The organism is Cellulomonas sp. Root137, from assembly GCF_001426725.1.
In the GTDB taxonomy this organism is placed as follows: Bacteria; Actinomycetota; Actinomycetes; order Actinomycetales; family Cellulomonadaceae; genus Cellulomonas.
This window is the reverse complement of the sequence record NZ_LMFG01000001.1, coordinates 126,973-150,698: the sequence shown is the minus strand read 5'-3', so window position 1 is coordinate 150,698 and position 23,726 is coordinate 126,973. Positions and strand designations below refer to the sequence as shown.

General features: G+C 73.9%; 20 protein-coding genes. 16 read left to right on the top strand and 4 right to left on the bottom strand.

Annotation, left to right across the window (positions count from 1 at the left end):
* Window positions 1-18 precede the first annotated feature (18 nt).
* The 10 genes from ASD18_RS00715 to ASD18_RS00670 all read left to right on the top strand — a co-directional run bounded on the left by ASD18_RS00715 (window position 19) and on the right by ASD18_RS00670 (window position 9,223).
* The gene (locus ASD18_RS00715) at window positions 19-540 is read left to right on the top strand and encodes a PH domain-containing protein (protein ID WP_056085750.1); all 522 of its coding nucleotides are present in this window, start codon (window positions 19-21) and stop codon (window positions 538-540) included.
* On the top strand, window positions 537-2,162 hold the full coding sequence (locus ASD18_RS00710; RefSeq protein ID WP_235522205.1) for a PH domain-containing protein: 1,626 nt from the start codon (window positions 537-539) through the stop codon (window positions 2,160-2,162). The genes ASD18_RS00715 and ASD18_RS00710 overlap by 4 nt, the downstream gene beginning before the upstream one ends.
* Window positions 2,159-3,136: a Rossmann-like and DUF2520 domain-containing protein gene (locus tag ASD18_RS00705; protein WP_056085749.1), complete on the top strand. Its 978-nt coding sequence runs from the start codon at window positions 2,159-2,161 to the stop codon at window positions 3,134-3,136. Before ASD18_RS00710 ends, ASD18_RS00705 begins: the two co-directional genes overlap by 4 nt.
* A complete protein-coding gene (gene panC, locus ASD18_RS00700; protein WP_056085748.1) occupies window positions 3,133-4,038 on the top strand; it encodes a pantoate--beta-alanine ligase in 906 nt (301 codons plus the stop codon). The genes ASD18_RS00705 and panC overlap by 4 nt, the downstream gene beginning before the upstream one ends.
* Entirely contained in the window at window positions 4,035-4,487 is a 453-nt protein-coding gene (gene panD, locus ASD18_RS00695; RefSeq protein ID WP_056085747.1) for an aspartate 1-decarboxylase, read from the top strand. Before panC ends, panD begins: the two co-directional genes overlap by 4 nt.
* Window positions 4,484-6,178: an L-aspartate oxidase gene (locus ASD18_RS00690; RefSeq protein WP_056085746.1), complete on the top strand. Its 1,695-nt coding sequence runs from the start codon at window positions 4,484-4,486 to the stop codon at window positions 6,176-6,178. Before panD ends, ASD18_RS00690 begins: the two co-directional genes overlap by 4 nt.
* Window positions 6,179-6,182: 4 nt before the next feature.
* Entirely contained in the window at window positions 6,183-7,076 is an 894-nt protein-coding gene (nadC, locus tag ASD18_RS00685) for a carboxylating nicotinate-nucleotide diphosphorylase (RefSeq protein ID WP_056085745.1), read from the top strand.
* Between the two features lie 41 nt (window positions 7,077-7,117).
* Window positions 7,118-8,638, top strand: coding sequence for a lysine--tRNA ligase (gene lysS / locus ASD18_RS00680; RefSeq protein WP_056085744.1), 1,521 nt, complete (start codon window positions 7,118-7,120; stop codon window positions 8,636-8,638).
* Window positions 8,635-8,823 (top strand): hypothetical protein, encoded by a 189-nt coding sequence (locus ASD18_RS00675; RefSeq protein ID WP_056085743.1) that lies wholly within the window; start codon window positions 8,635-8,637, stop codon window positions 8,821-8,823. Before lysS ends, ASD18_RS00675 begins: the two co-directional genes overlap by 4 nt.
* A 67-nt stretch (window positions 8,824-8,890) precedes the next feature.
* A complete protein-coding gene (locus ASD18_RS00670; protein WP_056085742.1) occupies window positions 8,891-9,223 on the top strand; it encodes an Lsr2 family protein in 333 nt (110 codons plus the stop codon).
* A gap of 59 nt (window positions 9,224-9,282) precedes the next feature.
* Here ASD18_RS00670 and xylB read toward each other — a convergent pair whose 3' ends face one another.
* Together xylB and xylA are read right to left on the bottom strand one after the other, a co-directional pair.
* Window positions 9,283-10,686: a xylulokinase gene (xylB, locus tag ASD18_RS00665; RefSeq protein WP_056085741.1), complete on the bottom strand. Its 1,404-nt coding sequence runs from the start codon at window positions 10,684-10,686 to the stop codon at window positions 9,283-9,285.
* A 111-nt stretch (window positions 10,687-10,797) separates the two neighbouring features.
* Window positions 10,798-11,985, bottom strand: a complete 1,188-nt coding sequence (gene xylA, locus ASD18_RS00660; protein ID WP_056085740.1) for a xylose isomerase — start codon at window positions 11,983-11,985, stop codon at window positions 10,798-10,800.
* A 76-nt stretch (window positions 11,986-12,061) separates the two neighbouring features.
* Between xylA and ASD18_RS00655 the strand changes: the two genes are divergently transcribed.
* The 6 genes from ASD18_RS00655 (at window position 12,062) to ASD18_RS00630 (ending at window position 22,384) form a co-directional block, all read left to right on the top strand.
* Window positions 12,062-13,270 carry an ROK family protein gene (locus ASD18_RS00655; RefSeq protein ID WP_056085739.1) on the top strand — a complete coding sequence of 403 codons (1,209 nt, stop codon included), beginning with the start codon at window positions 12,062-12,064 and terminating at the stop codon, window positions 13,268-13,270.
* Window positions 13,271-13,473: 203 nt separating this feature from the next.
* The gene (locus ASD18_RS00650; protein ID WP_056085738.1) at window positions 13,474-14,526 is read left to right on the top strand and encodes a lactonase family protein; all 1,053 of its coding nucleotides are present in this window, start codon (window positions 13,474-13,476) and stop codon (window positions 14,524-14,526) included.
* A gap of 139 nt (window positions 14,527-14,665) precedes the next feature.
* Window positions 14,666-19,720: a glycoside hydrolase family 3 N-terminal domain-containing protein gene (locus ASD18_RS00645; RefSeq protein ID WP_156387821.1), complete on the top strand. Its 5,055-nt coding sequence runs from the start codon at window positions 14,666-14,668 to the stop codon at window positions 19,718-19,720.
* Between the two features lie 92 nt (window positions 19,721-19,812).
* The gene (locus ASD18_RS00640) at window positions 19,813-20,199 is read left to right on the top strand and encodes a hypothetical protein (RefSeq protein WP_056085736.1); all 387 of its coding nucleotides are present in this window, start codon (window positions 19,813-19,815) and stop codon (window positions 20,197-20,199) included.
* 60 nt (window positions 20,200-20,259) lie between these two features.
* On the top strand, window positions 20,260-21,594 hold the full coding sequence (locus tag ASD18_RS00635) for a glycosyltransferase (protein WP_056085735.1): 1,335 nt from the start codon (window positions 20,260-20,262) through the stop codon (window positions 21,592-21,594).
* A 49-nt stretch (window positions 21,595-21,643) separates the two neighbouring features.
* Entirely contained in the window at window positions 21,644-22,384 is a 741-nt protein-coding gene (locus tag ASD18_RS00630; protein WP_056085734.1) for a phosphoglyceromutase, read from the top strand.
* A gap of 81 nt (window positions 22,385-22,465) precedes the next feature.
* Here ASD18_RS00630 and ASD18_RS00625 read toward each other — a convergent pair whose 3' ends face one another.
* Together ASD18_RS00625 and phoU are read right to left on the bottom strand one after the other, a co-directional pair.
* Window positions 22,466-22,870, bottom strand: coding sequence for an MmcQ/YjbR family DNA-binding protein (locus ASD18_RS00625; protein WP_056085733.1), 405 nt, complete (start codon window positions 22,868-22,870; stop codon window positions 22,466-22,468).
* 87 nt (window positions 22,871-22,957) lie between these two features.
* Complete coding sequence (gene phoU, locus ASD18_RS00620; RefSeq protein WP_056085732.1) at window positions 22,958-23,623, bottom strand: phosphate signaling complex protein PhoU; 666 nt, start codon at window positions 23,621-23,623, stop codon at window positions 22,958-22,960.
* Between the last annotated feature and the right edge of the window lie 103 nt (window positions 23,624-23,726).

Sequence of the window (23,726 nt, the reverse complement as noted above, 5' to 3'; positions counted from 1 at the left end):
AGGTGGAATGATGACCCCATGACCTCCGACGCCGTCCCGGCTGACCCGCGCAGCACCCGCGAGCCGTTCGACCCCGCCGACGTCACGTGGACGCCGGTGTCGCGGCGGCTCATCGGCGCGCGGCTGACCGTCACGGCGATCGTGCTGACCCCGATCCTCGCCCTGCTCGTCCTCATGGCGGTGCTCGTCGGCGAGGCCTGGTTGTGGGTGTTCCCCGCGGTGGTCGCGCTGCTGGCGCTGTGGATCGTGTGGTTGGTGCCGCGCCAGGTGAACGCGATGGCCTACGCGGAGCGCGCGGACGACCTGCTGGTGCGCCGCGGCATCATGTTCCGCTCGCTCGTCGTGGTGCCGTACGGGCGCATGCAGTACGTGGACGTCAACGCGGGCCCGCTCGCGCGCAAGTTCGGGATCGCCTCCGTCCAGCTGCACACGGCGTCCCCGGCCACGAGCGCGTCGATCGAGGGGCTGCCGCCGCACGAGGCCGCGCGCCTGCGCGACCGGATGGCCTCCCGCGGCGAGGCGCGGCTGGCGGGGCTGTGACCAGCGCACCCGGCACGCCCAACGCACCCGGCACGCCCAACGCACCCGGCACGCCCAACGCACCCGGCACGCCGGACGTCGAGAGCGTCGAGGACGTCGCCGGCTGGCGCCGGATGCACCCCGTCACCCCGGCGCTCAAGGGCTGGAAGGTCCTGGTCGCGGTGCTGGCCATCGGCTGGTTCCAGGTGGGCGAGAACATCGAGCAGGCGATCGACCTCCTGCACGGCAGGGCGTTCCTGCTGCTGCTCGGCGGCATCCTGCTGATCGGTCTGATCGGCTTCGGCTACTCCGCGGTCGCGTGGCGCGTGACCCGGTTCGCGGTCACCGACGAGGCCGTCCACCTGCGCACCGGCATCCTGTTCCGGCAGCAGCGCCAGGCGCGGCTCGACCGGCTGCAGGCGGTCGACGTGGTGCAGCCGCTGCTCGCCCGGCTGGTCGGGCTGGCCGAGCTGAAGCTCGAGGTGGCCGGCGGCAGCGGGTCCGCGGTGTCGCTCGCGTTCCTGCGGGAGGCCGAGGCGGAGGCCCTGCGTGCCGAGCTGCTCGCGCTCGCCGCGGGGCTGCAGCGTCCAGGGGCGGTGCAGGTGGCCGACGCCGAGCAGCCGACCGCGGGCGCGGCGGCGCCGCAGCCGTTCGACGTGGCCCCAGAGCGCCAGGTGTACGAGCTGCCGATGGGCCGGCTGGTCAAGGCCACGCTGCGGTCCGGCACGGTGCCGACGCTGCTGCTGATCGTCGCCGGCGCGATCGCGCTGAGCATCGCGTCGCGGGACATCAGCGCCGCGTTCGTGCTCGTCGCGCCCCTGTTCGGCGCGGTCACGTACGTGTGGAGCCGCATCAACCAGGGCGCCAACTTCCGCGCCGCGATCTCGCCCGACGGCATCCGCCTGCGGCACGGGCTGACCGAGGCACGCGCGCAGACGGTGCCGCCCGGTCGCGTGCAGGCCATCCGCCTGCGGCAGGGGCCGCTGTGGCGCGGACCCGACTGGTGGCGCGTCGAGATCAACGTGGCGGGCTACGGCCAGAGCGACCAGCAGCAGCGGGACACCGTGCTGCACCCGGTGGCCACGCGCGGCGAGGCGATGACCGCGCTCTGGCTCGTCCTGCCGGACCTGGGGGTCGACGACCCGACGGCGCTCGTCGAGGCCGCGATGACGGGCAAGGACACCGACGGCGGGTTCACGGCCGCGCCGCGCCGCGCGCGCTGGGTGGACCCCGTCGGCTGGCGGCGGCACGGTGTGCGCGTCACCGACCGCGCGCTGGTGACGCGGTCCGGCCGCATCTGGCGCAGCGTCGACGTGGTGCCGCACGAGCGCACGCAGTCGCTCGGGCTCGCGCAGGGTCCGCTCCAGCGGCGGCTCGGGCTCGCGTCGTTCGTCCTGCACTCCACGCCGGGACCGGTGGCCCCGAGCGTCCAGCACCTCGACGCGGGAGTCGCGGCAGCGCTGCTCGACGAGCAGGCCGAGCGCGCGCGGACCGCTCGCGCGTCCGCCACGCCGGAGCAGTGGATGCGCGCCGTCGGTGCGCCGACACCGGCGGACCCGGACCCGGAGCCGACGACGACGCCCCCGATCGAGGCGCAGACCGATGCACCCTCGACGGCCGGTCCGGCAGGAGCGGGCGCGTGACCCCACCGGACCCGGCGGACCGCCCGGGCCGGCTCGGCGTCGGGGTCGTCGGGACCGGCCGTGTCGGCGCGGTGCTGGGCAGCGCGCTGCGTGCTGCCGGTCATCCGGTGGTGGCGGTCTCCGCGATCTCGGAGGCGTCCCGCGAGCGCGCGTCGACCCTCCTGCCGGGCATCCCGGTGCTCGACATCCCCGAGGTCGTCCGCCGCTCCGAGCTGGTGCTCCTCACGGTCCCCGACGACGCGCTCCCGGACCTGGTGCGCGGGCTGGCGGACCTGGGTGCGTGGCAGGTGGGCCAGATCGTCGTGCACACGTCGGGGCGGTTCGGCGTCGACGTGCTCGCCCCGGCGCGCGCGGCGGGGGTCATCCCGCTCGCGCTGCACCCGGCGATGACGTTCACGGGCACCTCCCTCGACCTGTCCCGGCTGGTCGGGTGCTCGTTCGCCGTGACCGCACCGGGCCCGGTCCTGCCGATCGGCCAGGCGCTCGTCGTGGAGATCGGCGGCGAGCCCGTCGTGCTCGCCGAGGAGGCCCGCGGGCTCTACCACGCGGCCCTCGCGCACGGGGCGAACCACCTCGTCGTGCTCGTCGCGCAGGCCGCCCAGGCGCTGGCGGCGGCAGGCGTCGCGGACCCGGGACGCATGCTCACACCGCTGCTCGAGGCCGCGCTGGACGGCGCCCTGCGCGCGGAGTCGACCGACGGGCCCGGCGCCATCACCGCGCTCACCGGTCCGGTGCGGCGCGGGGACGCGGGGACGGTCCGCGAGCACGGTGTGGCCCTGACCACGTTCGCCGCCTCCACGGGAGCGGTCGACGTCGTCGCGGGATACCGTGCCCTGGCGCGCTCGGCGACCGGTCGCGCGCTGGCGGCCGGCCTGATCTCGTCGGCCGCGGCACAGGAGCTGCTGGACGGCATCAACGAGGACGCCGGGACGTTGCAGGTGGACGACGGGCCGGACCCGCAGGAGGACGTATGACCACGCAGACCACGACGCCCACCCTCGTGCACACGCGCGAGGAGCTGGCGGCGGCGCTCGCCGTGCAGGACGTGCAGGCCGTGCCCCGCACCGAGGGGCACGCGGGCACCGCGCACACCGCCCGGCCCTACCGCCGGGCGGTCGTCATGACCATGGGCGCCCTGCACGCCGGCCACCTCTCGCTGGTGTCCCGCGCACGCGAGCTCGCGGACGCCGTCGTCGTGACGATCTTCGTCAACCCGCTGCAGTTCTCGCCGTCGGAGGACCTCTCCCGGTACCCGCGTGACCTGCACCGCGACCTCGCGCTGCTGTCCGGGCCCGGCCTGCTCGGCCCCGACGACATCGTCTTCGCGCCCGGCCCCTCCGTCGTGTACCCGGACGGCGACCCGATCGTGCGCGTGAGCGCCGGGTCGATCGGGGACGTGCTGGAGGGCGTGAGCCGGCCCGGCCACCTCGACGGCGTGCTCACGGTGGTGCTCAAGCTCCTGCACCTGACGCGCCCGGAGGTCGCGCTGTTCGGTGCCAAGGACGCGCAGCAGCTGGCCGCGGTGCGCCGGATGGTCCGGGACCTCGACGTGCCGGTCACGGTGGTCGGGGCGCCGATCGTGCGCGACGAGGACGGCATCGCCCTGTCCAGCCGCAACGCCTACCTGAGCGACGACGAGCGCCGTCGCGCCCTCGGCCTGTCCCGAGCGCTGCGCGCCCGGGGGTCCGCCGACGAGATCCGCGCGGGTGCCCGGCTGGCCCTGAAGCAGACCGACGTCGACTACGTCGCCCTCGTCGATCCGGTGACCTTCGCCGAGGTGCCCACGGACTTCGCCGGCGAGGCCCTGCTGCTCGTCGCGGCGACGGTCGGGACGACGCGGCTCATCGACAACGCGGTCGTGCAGGTGGGCGCGTGACCTCCCTGGTGCGCACGATGATGACCGGCAAGATCCACCGCGCCACCGTCACGCAGGCCGACCTGCACTACGTCGGGTCGATCACGGTCGACGCGGACCTGCTCGCGGCGGCGGACGTGCTGCCCGGCCAGCAGGTGGACGTCGTGGACGTCACCAGCGGCGCGCGGCTGACCACCTACGCCATCGCGGGGGAGCCGGGCTCCGGGCAGGTCTGCATCAACGGCGCGGCCGCCCACCTGGTGCACCCGGGGGACGTCGTCATCCTCATCGCGTACGGGCAGCTGTCCGACGCCGAGGCCCGCACCTACGAGCCGCACGTGGTGCTCGTGGACGCCCAGAACCGGGTCGTCGAGGTCGGGGACGACCCCGGCCAGGTCCCGGACGGCTGGTCCGGGCTGGCACCGAGCGGTGTGCCGTTCGCGCAGGGACGTGCGATGGTCGGGCGGTGACCCGCCTCGCCACCCGCCTCGCCGCGCCCGAACCCGGCTGGACGGTGGAGGCCGACGCTGTCGTCGTCGGCTCCGGCATCGCCGGCCTGACCGCCGCGCTCGAGCTGCGCACCCGCGTGCCCCGCGTCCTGCTGGTCACCAAGGACATTCTCGCGTCGGGGTCCACCGTGTGGGCGCAGGGCGGCATCGCCGCCGCTCTGGACCCCTCGGACTCGCCGTCGGCGCACCTGCAGGACACGCTCGTCGCCGGTGCGGGCCTGTGCGACCCGCGCGCGGTCGAGGTGCTGGTCACCGAGGGCCCTGCGCGGGTCCGCGAGCTCGTCGCGCGCGGCGCGGTGTTCGACACCACCTCCGACGGCAGCATCTCGCTCACGCGCGAGGGCGGGCACCACGCCGACCGGATCGCGCACGCGGGCGGCGACGCCACGGGGGCGGAGATCTCCCGCGCGCTGGTCGCGCAGATCGAGGCTGTGCGCGAGGACCCGGGCATCGAGGTCATCGAGCACGCGCTCGTGCTCGACGTGCTCACGGGTCCGCCGGGACCGGACGGCACCCCCGGGCGCGCGTGCGGCGTGACCCTGCACGTGATCGGGGAGGGGCAGCGCGACGGCGTCGGCGCCGCCCTGGGCCGCGCGGTCGTGCTGGCGACCGGCGGCATCGGCCAGGTCTACCGCTCCTCGACCAACCCCGCGCAGGCGACCGGCGACGGGATCGCCGCGGCGCTGCGCGCGGGTGCCGTGCTGGGCGACGTCGAGTTCGTGCAGTTCCACCCCACGGTGCTCTGGCTCGGCTCGGGCGTGAAGGGTCAGCTGACGCTCGTCTCCGAGGCCGTGCGCGGCGAGGGCGCGCTGCTCCTGGACACCGACGGCGTGCGGTTCATGCCCGACGTGCACCCGATGGCCGAGCTCGCCCCTCGGGACGTCGTCGCGCACGCGATCGTGCGACGGATGACGGAGACCGGGTCCGACCACGTCTGGCTCGACGCCCGGCACCTCGGCGACGCCTTCCTGCGTTCGCGGTTCCCGACGATCAACGAGCGCCTGCTCGAGCACGGCATCGACATGACCACCGACCTGGTCCCCGTCGCCCCCGCCCAGCACTATCACTCGGGGGGCGTCGTCACGGACCTGGTGGGGCGGACCAGCCTGCCCGGCCTGTACGCGGTCGGCGAGGTGGCCTGCACCGGGGTGCACGGCGCCAACCGGCTCGCGTCGAACTCGCTGCTCGAGGGCCTGGTGTTCGCCACGCGCGCCGCCCGGCACATCGCCGCCCAGGTGCACCAGGGCGCGCTCCCGCCGCTCACCCCGGTTCCCCGCCCTGGTGCGGAGGCGCTCGTCGCCGCGGCGTCCCGCGCGCGGGTGCAGCGGATCGCGTCGGACGGGCCGGGCCCGCTCCGCTCGGGCGACGGGCTGCGGCGCGCGGTCGCCCAGCTCGCGGCGGTGCCCACGGACGCGCACCTCCGGACCGACGAGGGCCGGCGGCTGGCGGCGCCGCAGGTGGCCGAGTGGGAGACGACCAACGTGCACCAGGTGGCCACCGTGCTGACCGCGGCCGCGCTCGAGCGCGAGGAGAGCCGCGGCGGCCACGCGCGCAGCGACTTCCCCGACACGGCGCAGGCCTGGCAGGTCCGGCTGGAGCTGTCGCTCGACGCCGACGGCGACCTGGTCTCCCGACGCGCACAGATCGGCTGACGCCATGACCGCACTCGACCCCGCCTGGCTCGCCCGGACCGTGGCGATCGCCCTCGACGAGGACCTCGGCCCGGAACCCGGCCGGGACGTCACCACGCAGTCGACGATCCCGCCGGACCTGGTGGGCGCCGCGGACCTCGTGGCCCGGCAGGACGGCGTCGTCGCCGGGCTGGTGGTGGTGCCCGAGGTGGTCGGTCAGGTCGCCGCCCGGCTCGGCCTGGCGGTGCCGTCGGTGGACCAGCGCGTGCCGGACGGCACCCGGGTGGCACGCGGTGACGTGCTCGCCGTCCTGCGCGGCCCCGTGCAGGTGCTCCTCGTCGCCGAGCGCACCCTGCTGAACCTCGCCTCGCGCGCGTCCGGCGTCGCCACCCACACCCGTCGCTGGGCCGACGCCCTCGACGGCACGGGAGCCCAGGTGCTCGACACCCGCAAGACGACCCCCGGCCTGCGCGCGCTGGAGAAGTACGCGGTGCGCTGCGGCGGCGGCACCAACAAGCGCATGGGTCTGTACGACGTCGCGATGGTCAAGGACAACCACGTGGTCGCCGCCGGCTCCGTCGCAGCGGCGGTCGCGGCCGTCCGGGAACGCTTCCCCGACGTGACCATCCAGGTGGAGGCGGACACCCTCGCGCAGGCCCTGGAGGCGGTCGACGCCGGCGCGCGGTTCCTGCTGCTCGACAACATGCCCACGCAGCTGCTGGCGGAGGTCGTGTCGGCGGTGCGCGGGGGCGAGCTGGCGACCGGCCGCGTGGAGCTCGAGGCCACCGGCAACCTTACGCTCGACCGCGCGCGGGAGGTGGCGGCGACGGGGGTCGACTACCTGTCGGTGGGCGGGCTCACGCACTCGTCGCCGATCCTCGACCTGGCGCTGGACCTGGAGCCGCTCCGGACGGCGTGATGCGCGCGGGGCGGTCGGACGTGCGCCGGTAAGATCGCCCGGTGAGCGCGACGCCCCAGAGCACCCCTGCACCCGACGACGCCCCCGAGCAGCTCCGGGTGCGGCGCGAGAAGCGGGACCGGCTGCTCGCCGCCGGCGACGAGGCGTACCCGGTCGGCGTGCCGCGCACGCACACGATCGCGCAGGTCCGCGCGGAGCACCCGGACCTCGAGCCGGGCCAGGAGACGGACGACGAGGTCGGCGTCGCCGGTCGCGTCGTGTTCATCCGGATCGGCGGGAAGCTCTGCTTCGCCACGCTGCAGGACGGCGAGGGCAACCGGCTGCAGGCCATGTTCAGCCTGGCGGCCGTCGGGGAGGAGCGGCTCGCGGCGTTCAAGACCGACGTCGACCTGGGCGACCACCTGTTCGTGCACGGTCGCGTGATCGCGTCCCGCCGCGGCGAGCTGTCGGTGTTCGCCGACGAATGGCAGATGGCGGCCAAGTCGCTGCGCCCGCTGCCCAACCTCTACGAGGGTGTGGAGCTGTCCGAGGAGGCGCGGGTCCGGCAGCGGTACGTCGACCTCATCGTGCGACCGGCGGCGCGCGTGACCGCCCGCCAGCGCCCGGCGCTCATGCGCTCGCTGCGCGACAACTTCCACCGCCGCGACTTCATCGAGATCGAGACGCCGATGCTGCAGACGCAGCCCGGCGGCGCGTCCGCCCGGCCGTTCATCACGCACATGAACGCGTTCGACATGGACCTGTACATGCGGATCGCACCCGAGCTCTTCCTCAAGCGGGCGCTCGTGGGCGGCATCGAGCGGGTCTTCGAGATCAACCGGAACTTCCGCAACGAGGGTGCCGACTCCACGCACTCCCCGGAGTTCGCCATGCTCGAGGCGTACGAGTCCTACGGCGACTACGACACGATGGCCGCCCTGACGCGCGACCTCGTGCAGACCGCGGCGCAGGACGTGCTCGGCACCACGGTGGTCGTCCTGCCGGACGGCGAGGAGTACGAGCTCGGCGGCGAGTGGGCCGAGCTGACCATGTACGGGTCGCTGTCGGAGTCGCTGGGCGAACAGATCACGCCGCAGACCGGGCTGGACGCGCTGCAGGTGTACGCCGACAAGCTCGGCATCGAGACCGACCCGAAGCGGCTCAGCCACGGCAAGCTGGTGGAACAGCTGTGGGAGCACCAGGTGGGCGACCACCTCTTTGCGCCCACATTCGTGCGTGATTTCCCGGTGGAGACCAGCCCGCTGGTGCGTGATCACCGCAGCATCACCGGTGTCGTCGAGAAGTGGGACCTCTATGTGCGCGGGTTCGAGCTGGCGACCGGCTATTCCGAGCTCGTCGACCCGGTGATCCAGCGCAACCGGTTCGAGGCGCAGGCGTTGCTGGCGGCGGCGGGCGACGACGAGGCGATGCGCGTGGATGAGGACTTTCTCATGGCCGTGGAGTACGCCTTGCCGCCGGCGGGGGGTATCGGGCTCGGGATCGACCGGTTGCTCATGGCGCTCACCGGCCTGGGTATTCGCGAGACCATCCTGTTCCCGCTGGTGAAGCCGTTGCAGTCATGAACCCGCTGCTCACCGCCCTGGCGGCGCTCCTGCCGTCGATCGGCGTCGGTCTGTTGTTCTGGTTCGCCATCCGCGCGCTCGTCAATGCGGACCGAACGGAACGGCAGGCAATGGCCAGAATGGATGCCGCGGAGCGTGACGCAGAATTGGCCGCGATGAAGAAGGAATCCCCGCCGACCGTTTGACGCCATAATGCGCCGATGCGATAGTGAACGCGACAGCATTCCCCGCATCTGTCAGATGGAGCACGCAATGGCGCAGAAGGTTCAGGTCCTGCTGGTCGATGACATCGACGGCGGAACTGCAGACGAGACCGTGACGTTCGGGCTCGACGGCGTCACCTATGAGATCGACCTGACCTCCGGTCACGCGAGCGAGCTGCGTGACGCATTCGCCCAGTGGGTCGGGCACGCACGCAAGGTCGGCGGTCGTTCCGCCACGAGATCGACGCCTGCACGCGGGCGGCGTTCCTCGTCGGGCGACGCGCAGGCGATCCGCGAGTGGGCCAAGGAGCACGGGCACCACGTGTCCGAGCGCGGCCGCATCTCGGCGGAGGTCAAGGCCGCGTACGACGCGGCCCACTGACACCACGCACGTACGACGAGAGCCCGGTACCCCCGTACCGGGCTCTCGTCATGTCCGGGTCAGACCGGTCGCGTCCCCGTGAGCTCGCGCACCGCGGCGTACTGCTCGCGGATCCGCGGGACCGGGTCGCCGCGGTACGCCGTCGCCTCGGAGGCCGAGGTCCACGCCGGCGGGGTCGCGCCGCCGGAGAGCACCCAGGCGGCCTGGCGGGCCGCGCCGTCCGCCACGTACTCGCCGGGCGTCGGGACCAGCACGTCGAGGCCGAGCACCGACGGGGCGATCTCACGCACGGCGGCCGACTGCGCGCCGCCGCCGATGAGGAACAGCCGCTCGACGGCCACCCCCTGGGCGCGCAGCGCGTCGATGCCGTCGGCGAGCGCGCAGAGCATGCCCTCGACGGCCGCGCGAGCCAGGTGCGCGGGCGTGGTGTTGGCCAGCCGCAGGCCGTGCAGGGCGCCCGTGGCGTCGGGCTTGTTCGGGGTGCGCTCGCCCTCCAGGTAGGGCACGAGGACGAGTCCGTCGGCGCCCGCCGGTGCGGAGAGGGCCAGGGCGGACAGCCCGGCGTGGTCGACGCCGAGCATCCGGGCGGCCGCGTCGAGCACGCGCGACGCGTTCAGGGTGCACGCGAGCGGCAGGAAGGCGCCCGTGGCGTCGGCGAAGCCGGTGACCAGGCCGGAGCCGTCGGCGGTGGCCGTCGAGGCGATCGCTGAGACCACCCCGGAGGTGCCGATGGACACGGCGACGTCGCCGGGCAGGAGCCCGAGCGCCAGCGCCGCGGCCGCGTTGTCACCGGCGCCGGGGCCGAGGATCGCGCCGCCCGTGGAGCGGGGGCCGGCCTGCGACGGACCGAGCACGCGCGGCACGAGGGCGTCGTGGCCCAGCGCCAGCTCGAGCAGGTCGTGGCGGTAGTCCTCGGTGGCGGGCGACCAGTAGCCGGTGCCGGAGGCGTCGGACCGGTCGGTGACCAGGGCGTCGAGCCCGGTCGCGCCGGCCAGGCGCCAGGTCAACCAGTCGTGGGGGAGGGCGACCGCGGCGACGCGTGCGGCGTTCTCCGGCTCGGCGTCTCGCAGCCAGCGCAGCTTGGTCACGGTCAGCGAGGCGACGGGCACCGAGCCGATGGCGTCGGCCCACGCCTGCGGTCCGCCGAGCTCCTCGATGAGGTCCAGCGCGGCGGGCGCGGAGCGGGTGTCGTTCCACAGGAGCGCGTCGCGGACCACCTCGCCGTCCGCGTCGAGCGCGACCATCCCGTGCTGCTGACCGCCGACGGAGATCGCGTCGACGTCGTCGAGACCCCCCGCGCCGACGATCGCGGACTGGAGGGCGTCCCACCAGTACCAGGGCGCGACCTCCGTGCCGTCCGGGTGCGACGCGCGTCCCGTGCGCACCAGCGCGCCGGTGTCGGCGTCGCGCACGACGACCTTGCAGGACTGCGTCGACGAGTCGATGCCGGCGACGAGTGCCATGAGCTACCTCCAGGTGAACCCGCGACGTCCGAGCAGAGGGATGCTCTGCCCGGACGCGGGAAGGAATGGGGGCGCCGCCCGCGCGGGGCGGGCGGCGCCGGTGAGCTGGGGTCAGCGGGCGCCGAGGGCGTGCTCGAGGGCCAGCTGGTTGAGGCGCACGAAGCCGAAGCCCCGCTCGGCGACGGCATCGACGTCGAGGTCCTCGTAGGCGGAGGTGTCGTTCAGCAGGTCGGCCAGGGTCTCGCCCTCGGCCAGCGTCGGCTGCGACAGCTCGAGCACACCGGACTCCTCGAGTGCGGCCTGCACCTCGGGGTCGGCCCGGAACGCCTGCGCGCGCTCCTTGAGCAGCAGGTAGGTGGACATGTTCGCGGCGGCCGAGTCCCAGACGCCCTTCATGTCCTCCGTGCGCGACGGCTTGTAGTCGAAGTGACGCGGGCCGTCGTAGCGGGGGCCGCCGGACGGGAAGCCGTTCTCGACGAGGTCCACGGTGGCGAACGCGGAGAACAGGTCGCCGTGGCCGAACACCAGGTCCTGGTCGTACTTGATGGACCGCTGGCCGTTGAGGTCGATGTGGAAGAGCTTCTCCGCCCACAGCGCCTGCGCGATGCCCGAGGTGTAGTTCAGGCCGGCCATCTGCTCGTGACCGGTCTCCGGGTTGAGGCCGACGATGTCGCCGTGCTCGAGCTTGGCGATGAGCGCCAGCGCGTGGCCGACCGTGGGGAGCAGGATGTCGCCGCGGGGCTCGTTCGGCTTGGGCTCGATGGCGATCCGCAGGCCGTAGCCCTTCTCCTTGATGTACGCGGCGACGGTGTCGATGCCCTCGGCGTACCGGTCGTGCGCGGCGTTGAGGTCCTTGGCCGAGTCGTACTCGGCGCCCTCGCGGCCGCCCCACATGACGAACGTGTCGGCGCCCAGCTCGGCGGCGAGGTCGACGTTGCGGACCACCTTGCGCAGGCCGTAGCGGCGGACGCGGCGGTCGTTCGAGGTGAACGCGCCGTCCTTGAAGATCGGGTGGCTGAACGTGTTGGTGGTGACCATCTCGACCGTGATGCCGGTCTCGTCCAGGGCGCCCTTGAAGCGGGCCAGGATGCGGTCGCGCTCGGCGCCGTCGGAGCCGAAGGGCACCACGTCGTCGTCGTGGAACGTCACGTGCGCGGCGCCCAGCTCGGCCAGCTTGTGGACCGACTCCACGGGGTCCAGCCACGGGCGGCTGGCGGATCCGAACTGGTCCTGGGCGTTCCAGCCGACCGTCCAGAGGCCGAACGAGAACTTGTCTGCACGGGTGGGCTGCGGTGCCATCACACGTCTCCTCATCGAGATGGATCAATTTAGTTTGCCGGATGAATTTATCCCTTCCAGCCGGTAGGGTCAAGCCATGCCGACGCCCGAGCCCCGCGACCCGTCGCGCGTGGCCCGCCAGGCGCAGATGCGGGACCAGAACCTCGGGGTCGTCCTGCGGGGGATCGTCGACGCCGCCGAGCCGCTGTCCCGGGCCCAGCTCGCCGCGTCGGAGGACCTCGCGCGCGCCACCGTCTCGGGGCTGGTCGACCACCTCATCGAGGCGCGTCTGGTCCGCGAGCTCGATCCGACGCAGACCCAGCGCGCCGGCCGCCCCGCCGTCCCGCTCGCCCCCGCGCGGGCAACCGTCGCCGGCGTCGGCATGGAGGTCAACGTCGACTACCTGGGCGTCCGCGCCCTCGACCTGGCGGGCGACGTGCTGGCCGAGCACGTCGAGCTCGACGACCTGCGGGGGGCCGATGCCGCCGACGTGCTGGACCGGCTCGCCGCGCTCGCGGAACCCGTGATCGAGGGGTTGCGGTCGGCGGGTGTGCGCGTCGCCGGCACCGCCCTCGCCCTCCCCGGCCTGGTCGACCGCGTCACCGGCCCGCTGCGGGTCGCCCCCAACCTCGGCTGGCGGGACGTCGACGTCGTCGGGGTGGTGTCCGCGCACCCCGCGCTGCACGCGTTCCCGCCGCGGGTGGCCAACGAGGCCAACCTCGCGGCCCGCGCCGAGGCCCACGCCCGCCGCGGGTCGCCCAGCTTCGCGTACGTCTCCGGTGAGGTCGGCATCGGTGGCGCGATCGTGCTGGACGGCGAGATCTTCCCCGGCCGGCACGGCTGGAGCGGCGAGATCGGGCACATCGTCGTCGACGCGTTCCGCGGTCCGCGAGCCTCCGACGGCAGCCTCGAGGCGCTCGCCGGCCAGGACGCCATGCTGCGCGCCGCGGGCCTGCCGTCGACCGCCGGGCTGGACGTGCTGCTCGACGCGCTGGCGACCGGGGACCCCCGTGCGACGGCCGCGGTGGCGCAGGCCGCCCGTGCGCTCGGCGTCGCGCTCGCGTCGGTGGCCAACGTGGTCGACGTCGGCGAGGTGGTGCTCGGCGGCACCTTCGGCCAGCTGTTCGACCACGTGCACGACGAGGTGTCCGCGCGCCTCGACGAGCTCGTGATCTTCGCGCCCTGGTCCCCGCTGACCGTCTCGCCCGCCCGCGCCGGCCAGTACCCGGCCATGACCGGCGGCGCCCTCGCAGCCCTGGCCCGGGTGCTGGCCGACCCGGCGGAGTGGCTCCGCTCCCAGTCCTGATCCGCAACGTCCGCACTCGTGCGCCCTGGAACGCGACGGACTGCGGACGTACGGCGAGTGCCACCCGCTACGTCCGCACTCGTGCGCCTTGGTGCCCGACGGAGTGCGGACCTCCTGCACCGACTGTAGATCCGCAGCGTCCGAGCGTCTGGTCGTTCTGGCGCTCGCTTCCTCGGACGTCCCGCGACGTAGGCTCCCTGACCGTGAGCGCGCAGCAGACACCCCTGTGGATCGGCACCTATCCCGTCGCCGGTGCGGGTACACCCGTCGGGCAGGGGGAGGGGATCTGGCGCGTCGACCTCGACCCCGCCACGGGTGCGCTGAGCGATGCGCGTCAGGTCGTCGAGACGCCCTCGCCCAGCTTCCTCGCCCTGCGCGGCACCGTCCTGTACGCCGCGAACGAGCAGGCGGACGGCACGGTCAGCGCGTTCGACGTCGTCGGCGACGCCCTCGTGCACCGGGCCACGGTCCCGTCGGGCGGCGCGGACCCGTGCCACCTGCTCCTCGACGCGGACGGCCGCACCCTGTTCGTCGCCAACTACACGTCCGGCACGCTCGGCGTCCTGCCGCTCGACGCGGACGGGGGCTTCAGCGCGCTCGGCCCGGACCAGGTGTTCGGGCACGCCGGCGCGGGTCCCGACGAGGACCGGCAGGAGTCGCCGCACGCCCACTTCGTCGCGCTCGACCCCGGCGGCGCGTTCGTGCTGGTGTCCGACCTGGGTACCGACGAGATCCGCCGGTACCGCCGCGTCGACGGCCACCTGGTCGAGGACGGGATCGCGGCCGCGCTCCCCGCCGGCACCGGCCCGAGACACCTGACGTTCAGCGCGGACGGGCGGTTCGCGTACGTGGTCGGTGAGCTCGACGTGACCGTCCGGGTGCTCGCGTGGGAGTCGGGCAGGGGCACGCTCGTGCAGTCGCTGCCGGCCACGACGGTCCAGGCAGCGGAGCGCCGGCTGCCCTCGCACGTGGTCCGCGACGGCGACAGGCTGCTGGTCGGTGTGCGGACGGCCGACGTGCTGACGCGCTTCGCGATCCGCGCGGACGGGCTGCTCGAGCCCGCGGCCGGCGACCCGGTCCCGGGGGCGTGGCCGCGGCACTTCGAGGTCGTCGACGGCTGGACGGTCGTCGCGCAGCAGGTGTCCGACGGTCTGGCCACGCTCGCTCCCGACGGCTCCGTCGTCGCGACGGCGGCCCTGCCGGCCCCGTCCTGCGTTCTGCCGGGAACCTCCGAAAAGCCCGTTATCGAATCGTGATCTTCTCGACTTACCGCCCTGTAAGTGACTGTGGTTGTCTGGCGGCAGCCGACCGTGACGGAAGGGCAACGACGCCCTGACCGGACGCGGCCGGAAGTGGCTGCGCAACGGAGCCCGGCCACGTCACGAGGGAGTGACCGTGCGCCGTGCCGACCGTCTGAACCCCGTCCCCGCGAGCCTTGCCGCCCTGGCGCTCGTCGTCCCGCTGACCCTCGTCGCGCTCGCCTCGCCGGCGGCCGCGGCACCGGGTGACCTGGCGCGCACCGGCACGGCCACGGCGTCGCAGTTCCAGTCGGACCAGGACGGCACGTTCCCGCCGGACGCGGCGATCGACGGCGACCCGGCCACCCGCTGGGCCAGCGGCAACGGCCCGGACGAGGACGTGCCGTTCACCCAGTGGGTCCAGGTGGACCTGGGCGCGGAGGCGTCCGTCGACCATGTCGTCCTGGCGTGGGAGGCCGCGTTCGCCGCGGGGTACGAGGTCCAGGTGGCGACGACCGCACCCGAGGACCCGGCGTCGTGGGCGGCCGTGCACACCGAGGCGGCGGGCGACGGCGGCACCGATGACCTGACCTTCACGGCCACCGCCGCGCGGTACGTGCGCGTGCACATGACCCAGCGGACCAGCTTCGACTGGGATCCCGCCCGCCCGCACTGGTACGGCTACTCGCTGTTCTCGCTCGAGGTGTACGGCACGCCGACGCAGGTCGCCGCGGCCTTCGCCCGGTCCGGCACCACCGTCCCGGCGGGCACCGACGCGGTCGTCCCGGTCATCCTCGCGGTCGCCGCCGCCACCGACACCACGGTCCGCGTGCAGTCCACCGGCGGCACCGGCGTGGCCGGCACCGACTACACCGCGGTCGACCAGACCCTGACCTTCCCGGCCGGCACCACCGAGGCGAGCGTCACCGTGCCGACGGTGGACCACGGCCCGCTCGGGCAGGTGCGCACGGTCGAGCTGACGCTGTCCGAGCCGTCCGCGGGCCTGGTCCTGGGCGGTCGCACGACGAGCACCGTCACCATCACCCCGCACGGCGAGCTGCCGGACGTCGGCGGCGTCACCGTGCTCGACGACTACGAGTCCGGCGTCCCCGCCGGGTACACCACGTGGGGCATCAGCGCGCCGGTGACCCCGGTCCTGAGCACCGGCCCGGTCGACCGCGGCGGCAACGGCCTGATCGCCACCGTGGGCGGCACCCCCGCCGCGGGCGACTGGTTCGGGTTCACGCACGACATCGCCGCCACCGACTGGTCCGCGCACGACGGCTTCACGTTCTGGTTCCTGGGCACCGGCGGCGGCGGCCAGCTCCGGTACGAGCTGAAGAGCAACGGCCAGCTGTTCGAGCGCTCGGTCACCGACGACACCGCGGGCTGGCGCCAGGTCAGCGTGGCGTTCTCGCAGCTGCGGCTCAAGGGCAACCCGGCCTCCGACGCCCGCTTCGACCCGACGGCGAGCACCGGCTTCGCGGTGACCCTGACCGATCTGGGTGCGGGCGCGTGGACGTTCGACGACCTCGGCCTGTACGACCGGGTGAGCATGATCGAGGACGCCGAGGGCGAGGTCCCGCTGGCGGCGCCCGGCACCACGGTCGGCATCTTCACCTGGGGCTCCGCCCCCGACCTGGTGAGCCTGGGCGTCACCGAGCAGGAGCGCGACGGTGCCCCGGCCGGCAACCACGTGCTGTCCGGCGACTACCTGATCCCGTCGGGCGGCTGGGGCGGCTTCAGCCAGAACCTCGCCGCCGGCCAGGACTGGAGCTCGTTCCGCGGGATCCGGCTGGCCTGGTACGCCTCGCAGCCGACGCGCCCCGCCAGCCCGACCGCCGGCGACGACATCAAGGTCGAGCTCAAGGACGGCGGCCCGGACGGCGAGCACTCGGAGCTCTGGGCGGCCACGTTCAAGGACAACTGGTCCAGCGACGGCAGCCGCTGGAAGATCGTCGACCTGCCGTTCTCGGCGTTCACCCTGGGTGGCTACCAGCCCGGCGACGCGGCCACCCGCAACGGCACGCTCGACCTGACGTCTGCGTGGGGCTACGCGCTGACCATGGTGCCGGGCACGGCCACGGCGGTCTCCTGGGCGGTCGACGACGTCCAGCTCTACGGCTCGGCGGTCCCCGCGCCGACGGCGACGATCACCAGCCAGGACGTCGTCCTCGTCGACCCCGGCGCGACCGCGCAGGTCCCGGTGACCCTGACGACGACCGACGGCCAGCCGCTCGCCGCGGACGTCACCGTCGAGTACGCGAACGGCGCCGGCACCGCGGTGGCCGGCACGCACTACGACGCCTTCAGCGGCACCCTCACGTTCCCCGCGGGCACCGCCACGGGCGCGACGCAGACGATCGACGTGGTCACCCACGCGACCGCCGCCACCGACGACGCGCGCACCCTGGCGGTCGACCTGACGGCCACGGGAGCGGTCGTCGGCACCAGCCCGAGGATCGTCCTCAACGCGGTCGGCGCCACCTATCTCGACCCGAGCGCGAGCACGGCTGACCGGGTCGAGGACCTGCTGGGCCGGATGACGCTCGCGGAGAAGATCGGCCAGATGACCCAGGCCGAGCGGCTGGGCCTGCAGTCGCCCGCGCAGATCGCCGACCTCGGCCTGGGCTCGGTCCTGTCCGGCGGCGGGTCCGTCCCGACGCAGAACACGCCGGCCGGCTGGGCGGACATGGTGGACGGGTTCCAGCGCCAGGCGCTGTCCACGCGGTTGCAGATCCCGCTGATCTACGGCGTCGACGCCGTGCACGGGCACAACAACGTGGTGGGCGCGACGATCTTCCCGCACAACTCCGGGCTGGGAGCCGCGCGCGACGCGGACCTGGTCGAGCAGGTCGAGCGGACCACCGCCCAGGAGGTGCGGGCCACCGGCGTGCCGTGGACGTTCGCGTCGTGCCTGTGCGTGACGCGCGACGAGCGCTGGGGCCGCAGCTACGAGTCGTTCGGTGAGGACCCGGCGCTCGTCGCGGCGATGGCAGGTCCGGCGGTCGTCGGGCTCCAGGGCGCCGACCCGAGCGACCTGTCGGGTCCCGACAAGGTGCTGGCGACCGCCAAGCACTGGGTCGGTGACGGCGGCACCACCTACGACCCAGCGCTTGCGGGCACCGGCTACCCGATCGACCAGGGCATCACGCACGTCGACAGCCTCGACGCCCTGCGGCGACTGCACGTCGACCCGTACGTGCCGGCCATCGAGGCGGGGGTCGGCTCGATCATGCCCTCGTACTCGGCGGTCTCGGTCGCGGGCGCGGACCCGATCCGGATGCACGAGTACGGGGCGCTGAACACCGACCTCCTCAAGGACGAGCTCGACTTCGACGGCTTCCTCATCAGCGACTGGGAGGGCATCGACAAGCTGCCCGGCGGCACCTACGCCGACAAGGCCGCACGTTCGGTGAACTCCGGCCTCGACATGGCGATGGCGCCGTACAACTTCGGCGCGTTCATCACCGCGATCACCGCCAAGGTGGGCTCCGGGGACGTGTCGCAGGAGCGGGTCGACGACGCCGTCCGGCGGATCCTCACCCAGAAGTTCGCGCTCGGGCTGTTCGACGCCCCGTTCGCCGACCGGTCGCTGGCCGGCGAGGTCGGGTCCGCTGCGCACCGGGCGGTGGCCCGCGAGGCGGCTGCGAAGTCGCAGGTGCTGCTCAAGAACGCGGACGACCTGCTGCCCCTGGCCGCCGACACCGCGGTGTACGTGGCCGGCTCCAACGCCGACGACCTGGGCAACCAGTCGGGCGGCTGGACCATCTCCTGGCAGGGCGGCTCGGGCGACATCACGCCGGGCACGTCGGTCCTCGAGGGCATCCAGGCGGCAGACCCGGCCGTGACGTACTCGAAGGACGCCTCGGCGCCGGTCGGGGACGCGCAGGTGGGTGTCGTCGTCGTCGGCGAGACGCCCTACGCCGAGGGGCAGGGCGACGTCGGCAACAACGGCAAGTCCCTGACCCTGAGCGCGGCGGACCGCACCGCGATCGACACGGTCTGCGGGGCGCTGCCGTGCGTGGTGCTCGTCGTGTCGGGCCGCCCGCAGCTGGTCACGGACCAGCTCGGCGCCATCGACGCCCTGGTGGCCTCGTGGCTTCCGGGCACCGAGGGCGCGGGCGTCGCGGACGTCCTGTTCGGCACCCGGCCGTTCACCGGCCGCCTCCCCGTCAGCTGGCCCGCCACTGCCGACCAGGTGCCCGTCAACGTCGGCGACGACGTCTACGCGCCGCTGTACCCGTACGGCTGGGGCCTGCGCACGGACGCGCAGCGCGACCGGCTGACCGCGCTCGTGGCCACCCTGCCCGCGGGCGACGCGCAGGACGCCGTCCAGGCCGTGCTCGACGCGCCGATCTGGGACGGGTCGGCACTCGACCCGGCTCGCACGGGGCAGGCGGTCCGGCTGCTGTTCGCCGCGGCGGAGGAGCTGAACGGCACCGACCGTGACACCGCCACCGCGGCAGGGATCGTGGTCTCGCTCGTGCGCGACCTCGCCCAGGAGGCCTCCGGTCCGGACGACGCCGCCACGACCGCCGACGCCGAGCACGCCCTGATGTCCGGCCAGGCGAGCGGCGCGGTCGACCTCCTGGCCGACGTCCTCGGCGTCTCGACCGCCCCGCCCGTCGCGTCGACCACGAGCCTGTCGCTCTCGTCGTCCGTGAAGGTCTTCGGCAACCCGGTGACCGCCCGGGTGACGGTGCGTGCTCCCGGCGGCTCGCCGACCGGGTCCGTGCAGGTGCTCGTGGACGGCACCTCGGTGGCCACCATGCCGCTGGCGGCGGACGGCACCGCGACGGTCCGGCTCCCCGCGGACCTCAGCACCGGTCGGCACGCGATCACGGCCGTGTACGGGGGCGCCCCGGCGGCCGACCCGCCGGTGACCGGTTCGACGTCGGCGGCCGCGACGCTGCGGGTGACCCGGGCCCTGCCCACGGTCCGCACGGACGGCACCGACTGGACCGTGCGCCGGTCCGACCCCAAGCAGGTGCATGTCCAGGTGGCCGGTGTCGCGGGGGTCACCCCGACCGGGTCGGTCGACGTCTGGGTCAACGGCTCCCGCAAGGGCACCGCCACCCTGGACGCACGCGGCACCGCGGTGGTGACGCTGCCCATCGGGACCCGGACCTCGCTCGTCCTGGTCACCTACGGCGGCGACCCGACCTACCTGCCGTGGATCGGCTCCCCGCACCTTCTGGTGGTGAGGTGACGCCCTAAAGGGTGACAACGGACCAAAGTCCTTCAGCACCTGCCGGTACCTGTCGATCCCTCCTCGTCGACGACGAACGAGGAGGTCCCGCGATGCGCAACGGCTTTGACATCTACCGGGTCGGTCCGGACCGGAACCACCAGGAGCCCCAGAGCCCGTGGGGCTGGACCCCGCGTCGGGGCGAGGTGCCGACCGGTGAGACCGTCGTGCAGGACCACGACTTCACGCTGACCTACACGGGCAACGACCCGCAGCTGGCCGCCGCGTTCGCCCGCGGTGCCCGGCTCAAGGAGATCGTCACCCTGTGGCCCGAGCTCGCGTTCTACCCCTCGACGGCGGGCGGCTTCCTCCCGGACGGGAACATCTTCCCGATCCGCGGCGACTACAAGCCGCCGAGCGGGTTCAGCAACCTGCGCTCGAAGCTCAACTCGCGTCGCTCGTCGGGCGCGCATGCGGCAGAGGTCACCGCCCAGCCGTGAGGTGAGGTCGGGCTCCGTGCGTGAGAATGGGTGCAGACCCGTCCCCCGACAGGAGCGCCCGTGACCCTCGAGCACGCCCCGCGCGTCGCCATGCTCTCGGTGCACACGTCTCCGCTCGAGCAGCCCGGGACCGGTGACGCCGGCGGGATGAACGTCTACGTGCTCGAGCTGTCCCGTGCGCTGGCCGCCCGGGGTGCCCGCGTCGAGATCTTCACGCGCGCCACGTCCTCGGACCAGGCCGAGACCGTGCTCCTGCCCGGCGCCGACGCGCTCGGTCGCCCCCTCGTCGGCGACGCCGCCCGTACCGTCCTGCTCGCCGACGAGGTCGGCCCCGGCGTGACGCCGCCGATCCTGGTGCACCACGTGCCCGCGGGCCCGTTCGAGCGGCTCGACAAGAACGACCTGCCGGGCGTCCTGTGCGGGATGGCCGCCGGGGTCCTGCGCTGGGAGGCCGCCCGCCGGCCCGGCTGGTACGACGTCGTGCACTCCCACTACTGGCTGTCCGGGCAGGTCGGCCAGGTCGCCGCGGACCGCTGGGAGGTGCCGCTGGTGCACACCGCGCACACCCTCGCGCGCGTGAAGAACGCGTCCCTGGCTCCCGGCGACACCCCGGAGCCGACCGCGCGGGTGGTCGGGGAGGAGCAGCTCGCCGCCGAGGCGGACGCGCTGGTGGCCAGCACGCCGGTCGAGGCGGAGGAGCTGGTCGAGCTGTACGGCGCCGACCCCGACCGCGTGCACGTGGTGGAGCCGGGCGTGGACCTGGACCGGTTCGTGCCGGGCGACCAGGCGACGGCCCGCCGCGAGCTCGGCCTGCCGGCGGACCGCCAGATCGTCCTGTTCGCGGGGCGGGTGCAGGCGCTCAAGGCCCCCGACGTGCTGGTCAGTGCGCTCGGCGTCCTGCGCGAGACCGGCCGGCCCGTCCCGCTCCTCGTCGTGCTCGGGGGACCGTCCGGTCGCTCCAGCGCGGTGCGGGAGCTCCAGGCGCTCGCGGCCATGACGGGGGTGGCCGACGACGTCGTCGTGCACCCGCCCGCCGACCGCGACACGCTCGCGCGCTGGTACCACGCGGCCGACGTGGTCGCGATGCCGTCGCGCAGCGAGTCGTTCGGTCTCGTCGCCGCCGAGGCGCAGGCCAGCGGCGTGCCGGTCATCGCCGCGTGCGTCGGCGGGCTGCGCACGATCGTCGACCACGACGTGTCCGGCCGGCTGGTCCGCGGGCACGACCCGGCGGTCTGGGCCGATGTGATCTCGGACGTGCTGCACTCCACCGAGGACCGCGCGCGGTACGCCGTCGGTGCCCGTCAGGTGGCCGAGCGGTTCGGCTGGGAGACCACCGCGGACCAGATGCTCAAGGTCTACTCGGTGGCCGGCGAGGTCCGGGCGTCCCGCGTCTGAGGGTCGGACGTCCCAGGCCGCCTCGGGGCGCCTGCGGCAGGATGGGCCCATGACCTACACCCTCGTGCTGCTCCGCCACGGCGAGAGCGAGTGGAATGCGAAGAACCTGTTCACCGGCTGGGTCGACGTGCCGCTGTCGGAGAAGGGCACCGCGGAGGCCGTCCGCGGCGGGACGCTGCTCACCGACGCGGGCGTGCTGCCCGACGTCGTGCACACGTCGCTGCTGCGCCGGGCCATCACCACGGCCAACCTGGCCCTCGACGCCGCCGACCGCCACTGGATCCCCGTCAAGCGCTCCTGGCGCCTGAACGAGCGGCACTACGGCGCCCTGCAGGGCAAGGACAAGAAGCAGACGCTCGAGGAGTACGGCGAGGAGCAGTTCATGCTCTGGCGCCGGTCCTACGACTTCCCGCCGCCGGACATCGAGCTGGGCTCGGAGTTCTCGCAGGACGCCGACCCGCGCTACGCCGGCGAGCCGATCCCGCGCGCCGAGGCGCTCGAGCAGGTCCTCGTTCGCGCGCTGCCGTACTGGGAGTCGGACATCGTCCCCGACCTGCAGGCCCGCAAGGTCGTGCTGGTCGCGGCCCACGGCAACTCGATCCGCGCCCTGGTCAAGCACCTGGACGACGTGGACAGCAGCACGATCGCCGGGATCAACATCCCGACCGGCATCCCGCTGCTCTACACGCTCGACGAGGAGACGCTGAAGCCCACCAACCCGGGCGGCACGTACCTCGACCCGGAGGCCGCCGCGGAGGCCATCAAGGCCGTGGCCAACCAGGGTCGCTGACCCTCGGCACACCCATCGACGTCCGCACTCGACAGGGTTCCACCCCGTTCGAGTGCGGACGTTGCTGCGTTCGCCCGGAAGTCAGCGCGCGTCGAAGCTCGCGATCGCCGCCTTCGTCGCCGAGGACCGCCACGCCTGCTCGACCAGCTCGGCGAGGGTGTCCCAGTCGGGGTCGTGCGCCGCGTCGAGGTGCGCGCCGACCCACCCGAACCGACCCATGTAGGGGGCGACGAAGTACCGGGCGGGATCGCGCGCCACGATCGCCTGCTGCTCGTGCCGGTCCGCCTTGCACCAGAGGGCGAGCCGGCCGTCGGCGTGGTGGTCGGGCAGGATCCAGGCGAACCTGCGGCCGCGCGTGAAGAACCCGGTGTTGCCGTACACGTCGACCTCGGTGACCGTCTCGGGCAGCTGGGCGACCACGTCGCCGAGCCGCTCGCGGGCGACGGCGACGTCGTCGTCGCCCCACCCGAGCTCCCGCTCCGCCATGGCGCCACGCTACCGACGGCGCGCGGAACGTGAGAACGGCAGCTCCCGCGGGGGAGCTGCCGTTCTCGGCGTCGACCTGAGCCGCAGTCAGCCGGCGGTGCGGTCCAGCTCCGGGCGGCCGACGCCCGTCACCAGGTAGGTCACCCGGCGGGCGACCGAGACGCCGTGGTCGCCGAACCGCTCGTAGTACCGGCCCAGCAGCGTGACGTCGACGGTCTCCTGCGTGGTGCCGACCCAGGAGCCGCCGAGCAGCGCTGCGAACGTGTCCTCGTGCAGCTCGTCGAGGAGGTCGTCGTCCTGCTCGATGCTCTCGGCCAGCTGGATCTCGCGGCTGTTCAGCAGCGTGGTGGTGCGCCGGGCCACGCGCACCGCGGCGTCGTGCATCTCCGCGAACGTGCCGGACAGCGCCTGCGGCACGGCGTGCCGGGGGTACCGGCCGCGGGCCACCTGCGCGACGTGCCGGGCCAGGTCGCCCATGCGCTCCAGCGACGCGCTCATGCGCAGTGCGGAGACGACGATCCGCAGGTCGGTGGCGACCGGCTGCTGCTGCGCGAGGAGCAGGACGCAGCGCTCGTCGAGGTCGCGCTCGATGGCGTCGATGGCCAGGTCGTCGGCGATCACGGACTCCGCGAGCGCCAGGTCGGCCGTGAGCAGCGCGATGCCGGCGTTGGTGATGGCCTGCTCGACCCGGCCGCTCATCGCCGCCAGGTCCTCGCCCAGCTGGTGCAGCTCGGCGTCGAAGATGTCCCGCATGTGCTCCCTCTCGTGCCGCCACGGCAGGTGCCGCGCGCAGCGACAGGCTGACATCGGCAGGTGAACGGACGGGCGCCTCCAGGTGAACGGACGACGGCCGTTG

Excerpts from the sequence above, each read along its gene's own strand:
- ASD18_RS00715 (WP_056085750.1), top strand. The coding sequence starts at position 19 with ATGACCTCCGACGCCGTCCCGGCTGACCCGCGCAGCACCCGCGAGCCG.
- panC (WP_056085748.1), top strand. The coding sequence starts at position 3,133 with ATGACCACGCAGACCACGACGCCCACCCTCGTGCACACGCGCGAGGAG.
- nadC (WP_056085745.1), top strand. The coding sequence starts at position 6,183 with ATGACCGCACTCGACCCCGCCTGGCTCGCCCGGACCGTGGCGATCGCC.
- ASD18_RS00675 (WP_056085743.1), top strand. The coding sequence starts at position 8,635 with ATGAACCCGCTGCTCACCGCCCTGGCGGCGCTCCTGCCGTCGATCGGC.
- ASD18_RS00670 (WP_056085742.1), top strand. The coding sequence starts at position 8,891 with ATGGCGCAGAAGGTTCAGGTCCTGCTGGTCGATGACATCGACGGCGGA.
- xylB (WP_056085741.1), bottom strand. The coding sequence starts at position 10,686 with ATGGCACTCGTCGCCGGCATCGACTCGTCGACGCAGTCCTGCAAGGTC.
- xylA (WP_056085740.1), bottom strand. The coding sequence starts at position 11,985 with ATGGCACCGCAGCCCACCCGTGCAGACAAGTTCTCGTTCGGCCTCTGG.
- ASD18_RS00655 (WP_056085739.1), top strand. The coding sequence starts at position 12,062 with ATGCCGACGCCCGAGCCCCGCGACCCGTCGCGCGTGGCCCGCCAGGCG.
- ASD18_RS00640 (WP_056085736.1), top strand. The coding sequence starts at position 19,813 with ATGCGCAACGGCTTTGACATCTACCGGGTCGGTCCGGACCGGAACCAC.
- ASD18_RS00630 (WP_056085734.1), top strand. The coding sequence starts at position 21,644 with ATGACCTACACCCTCGTGCTGCTCCGCCACGGCGAGAGCGAGTGGAAT.
- ASD18_RS00625 (WP_056085733.1), bottom strand. The coding sequence starts at position 22,870 with ATGGCGGAGCGGGAGCTCGGGTGGGGCGACGACGACGTCGCCGTCGCC.
- phoU (WP_056085732.1), bottom strand. The coding sequence starts at position 23,623 with ATGCGGGACATCTTCGACGCCGAGCTGCACCAGCTGGGCGAGGACCTG.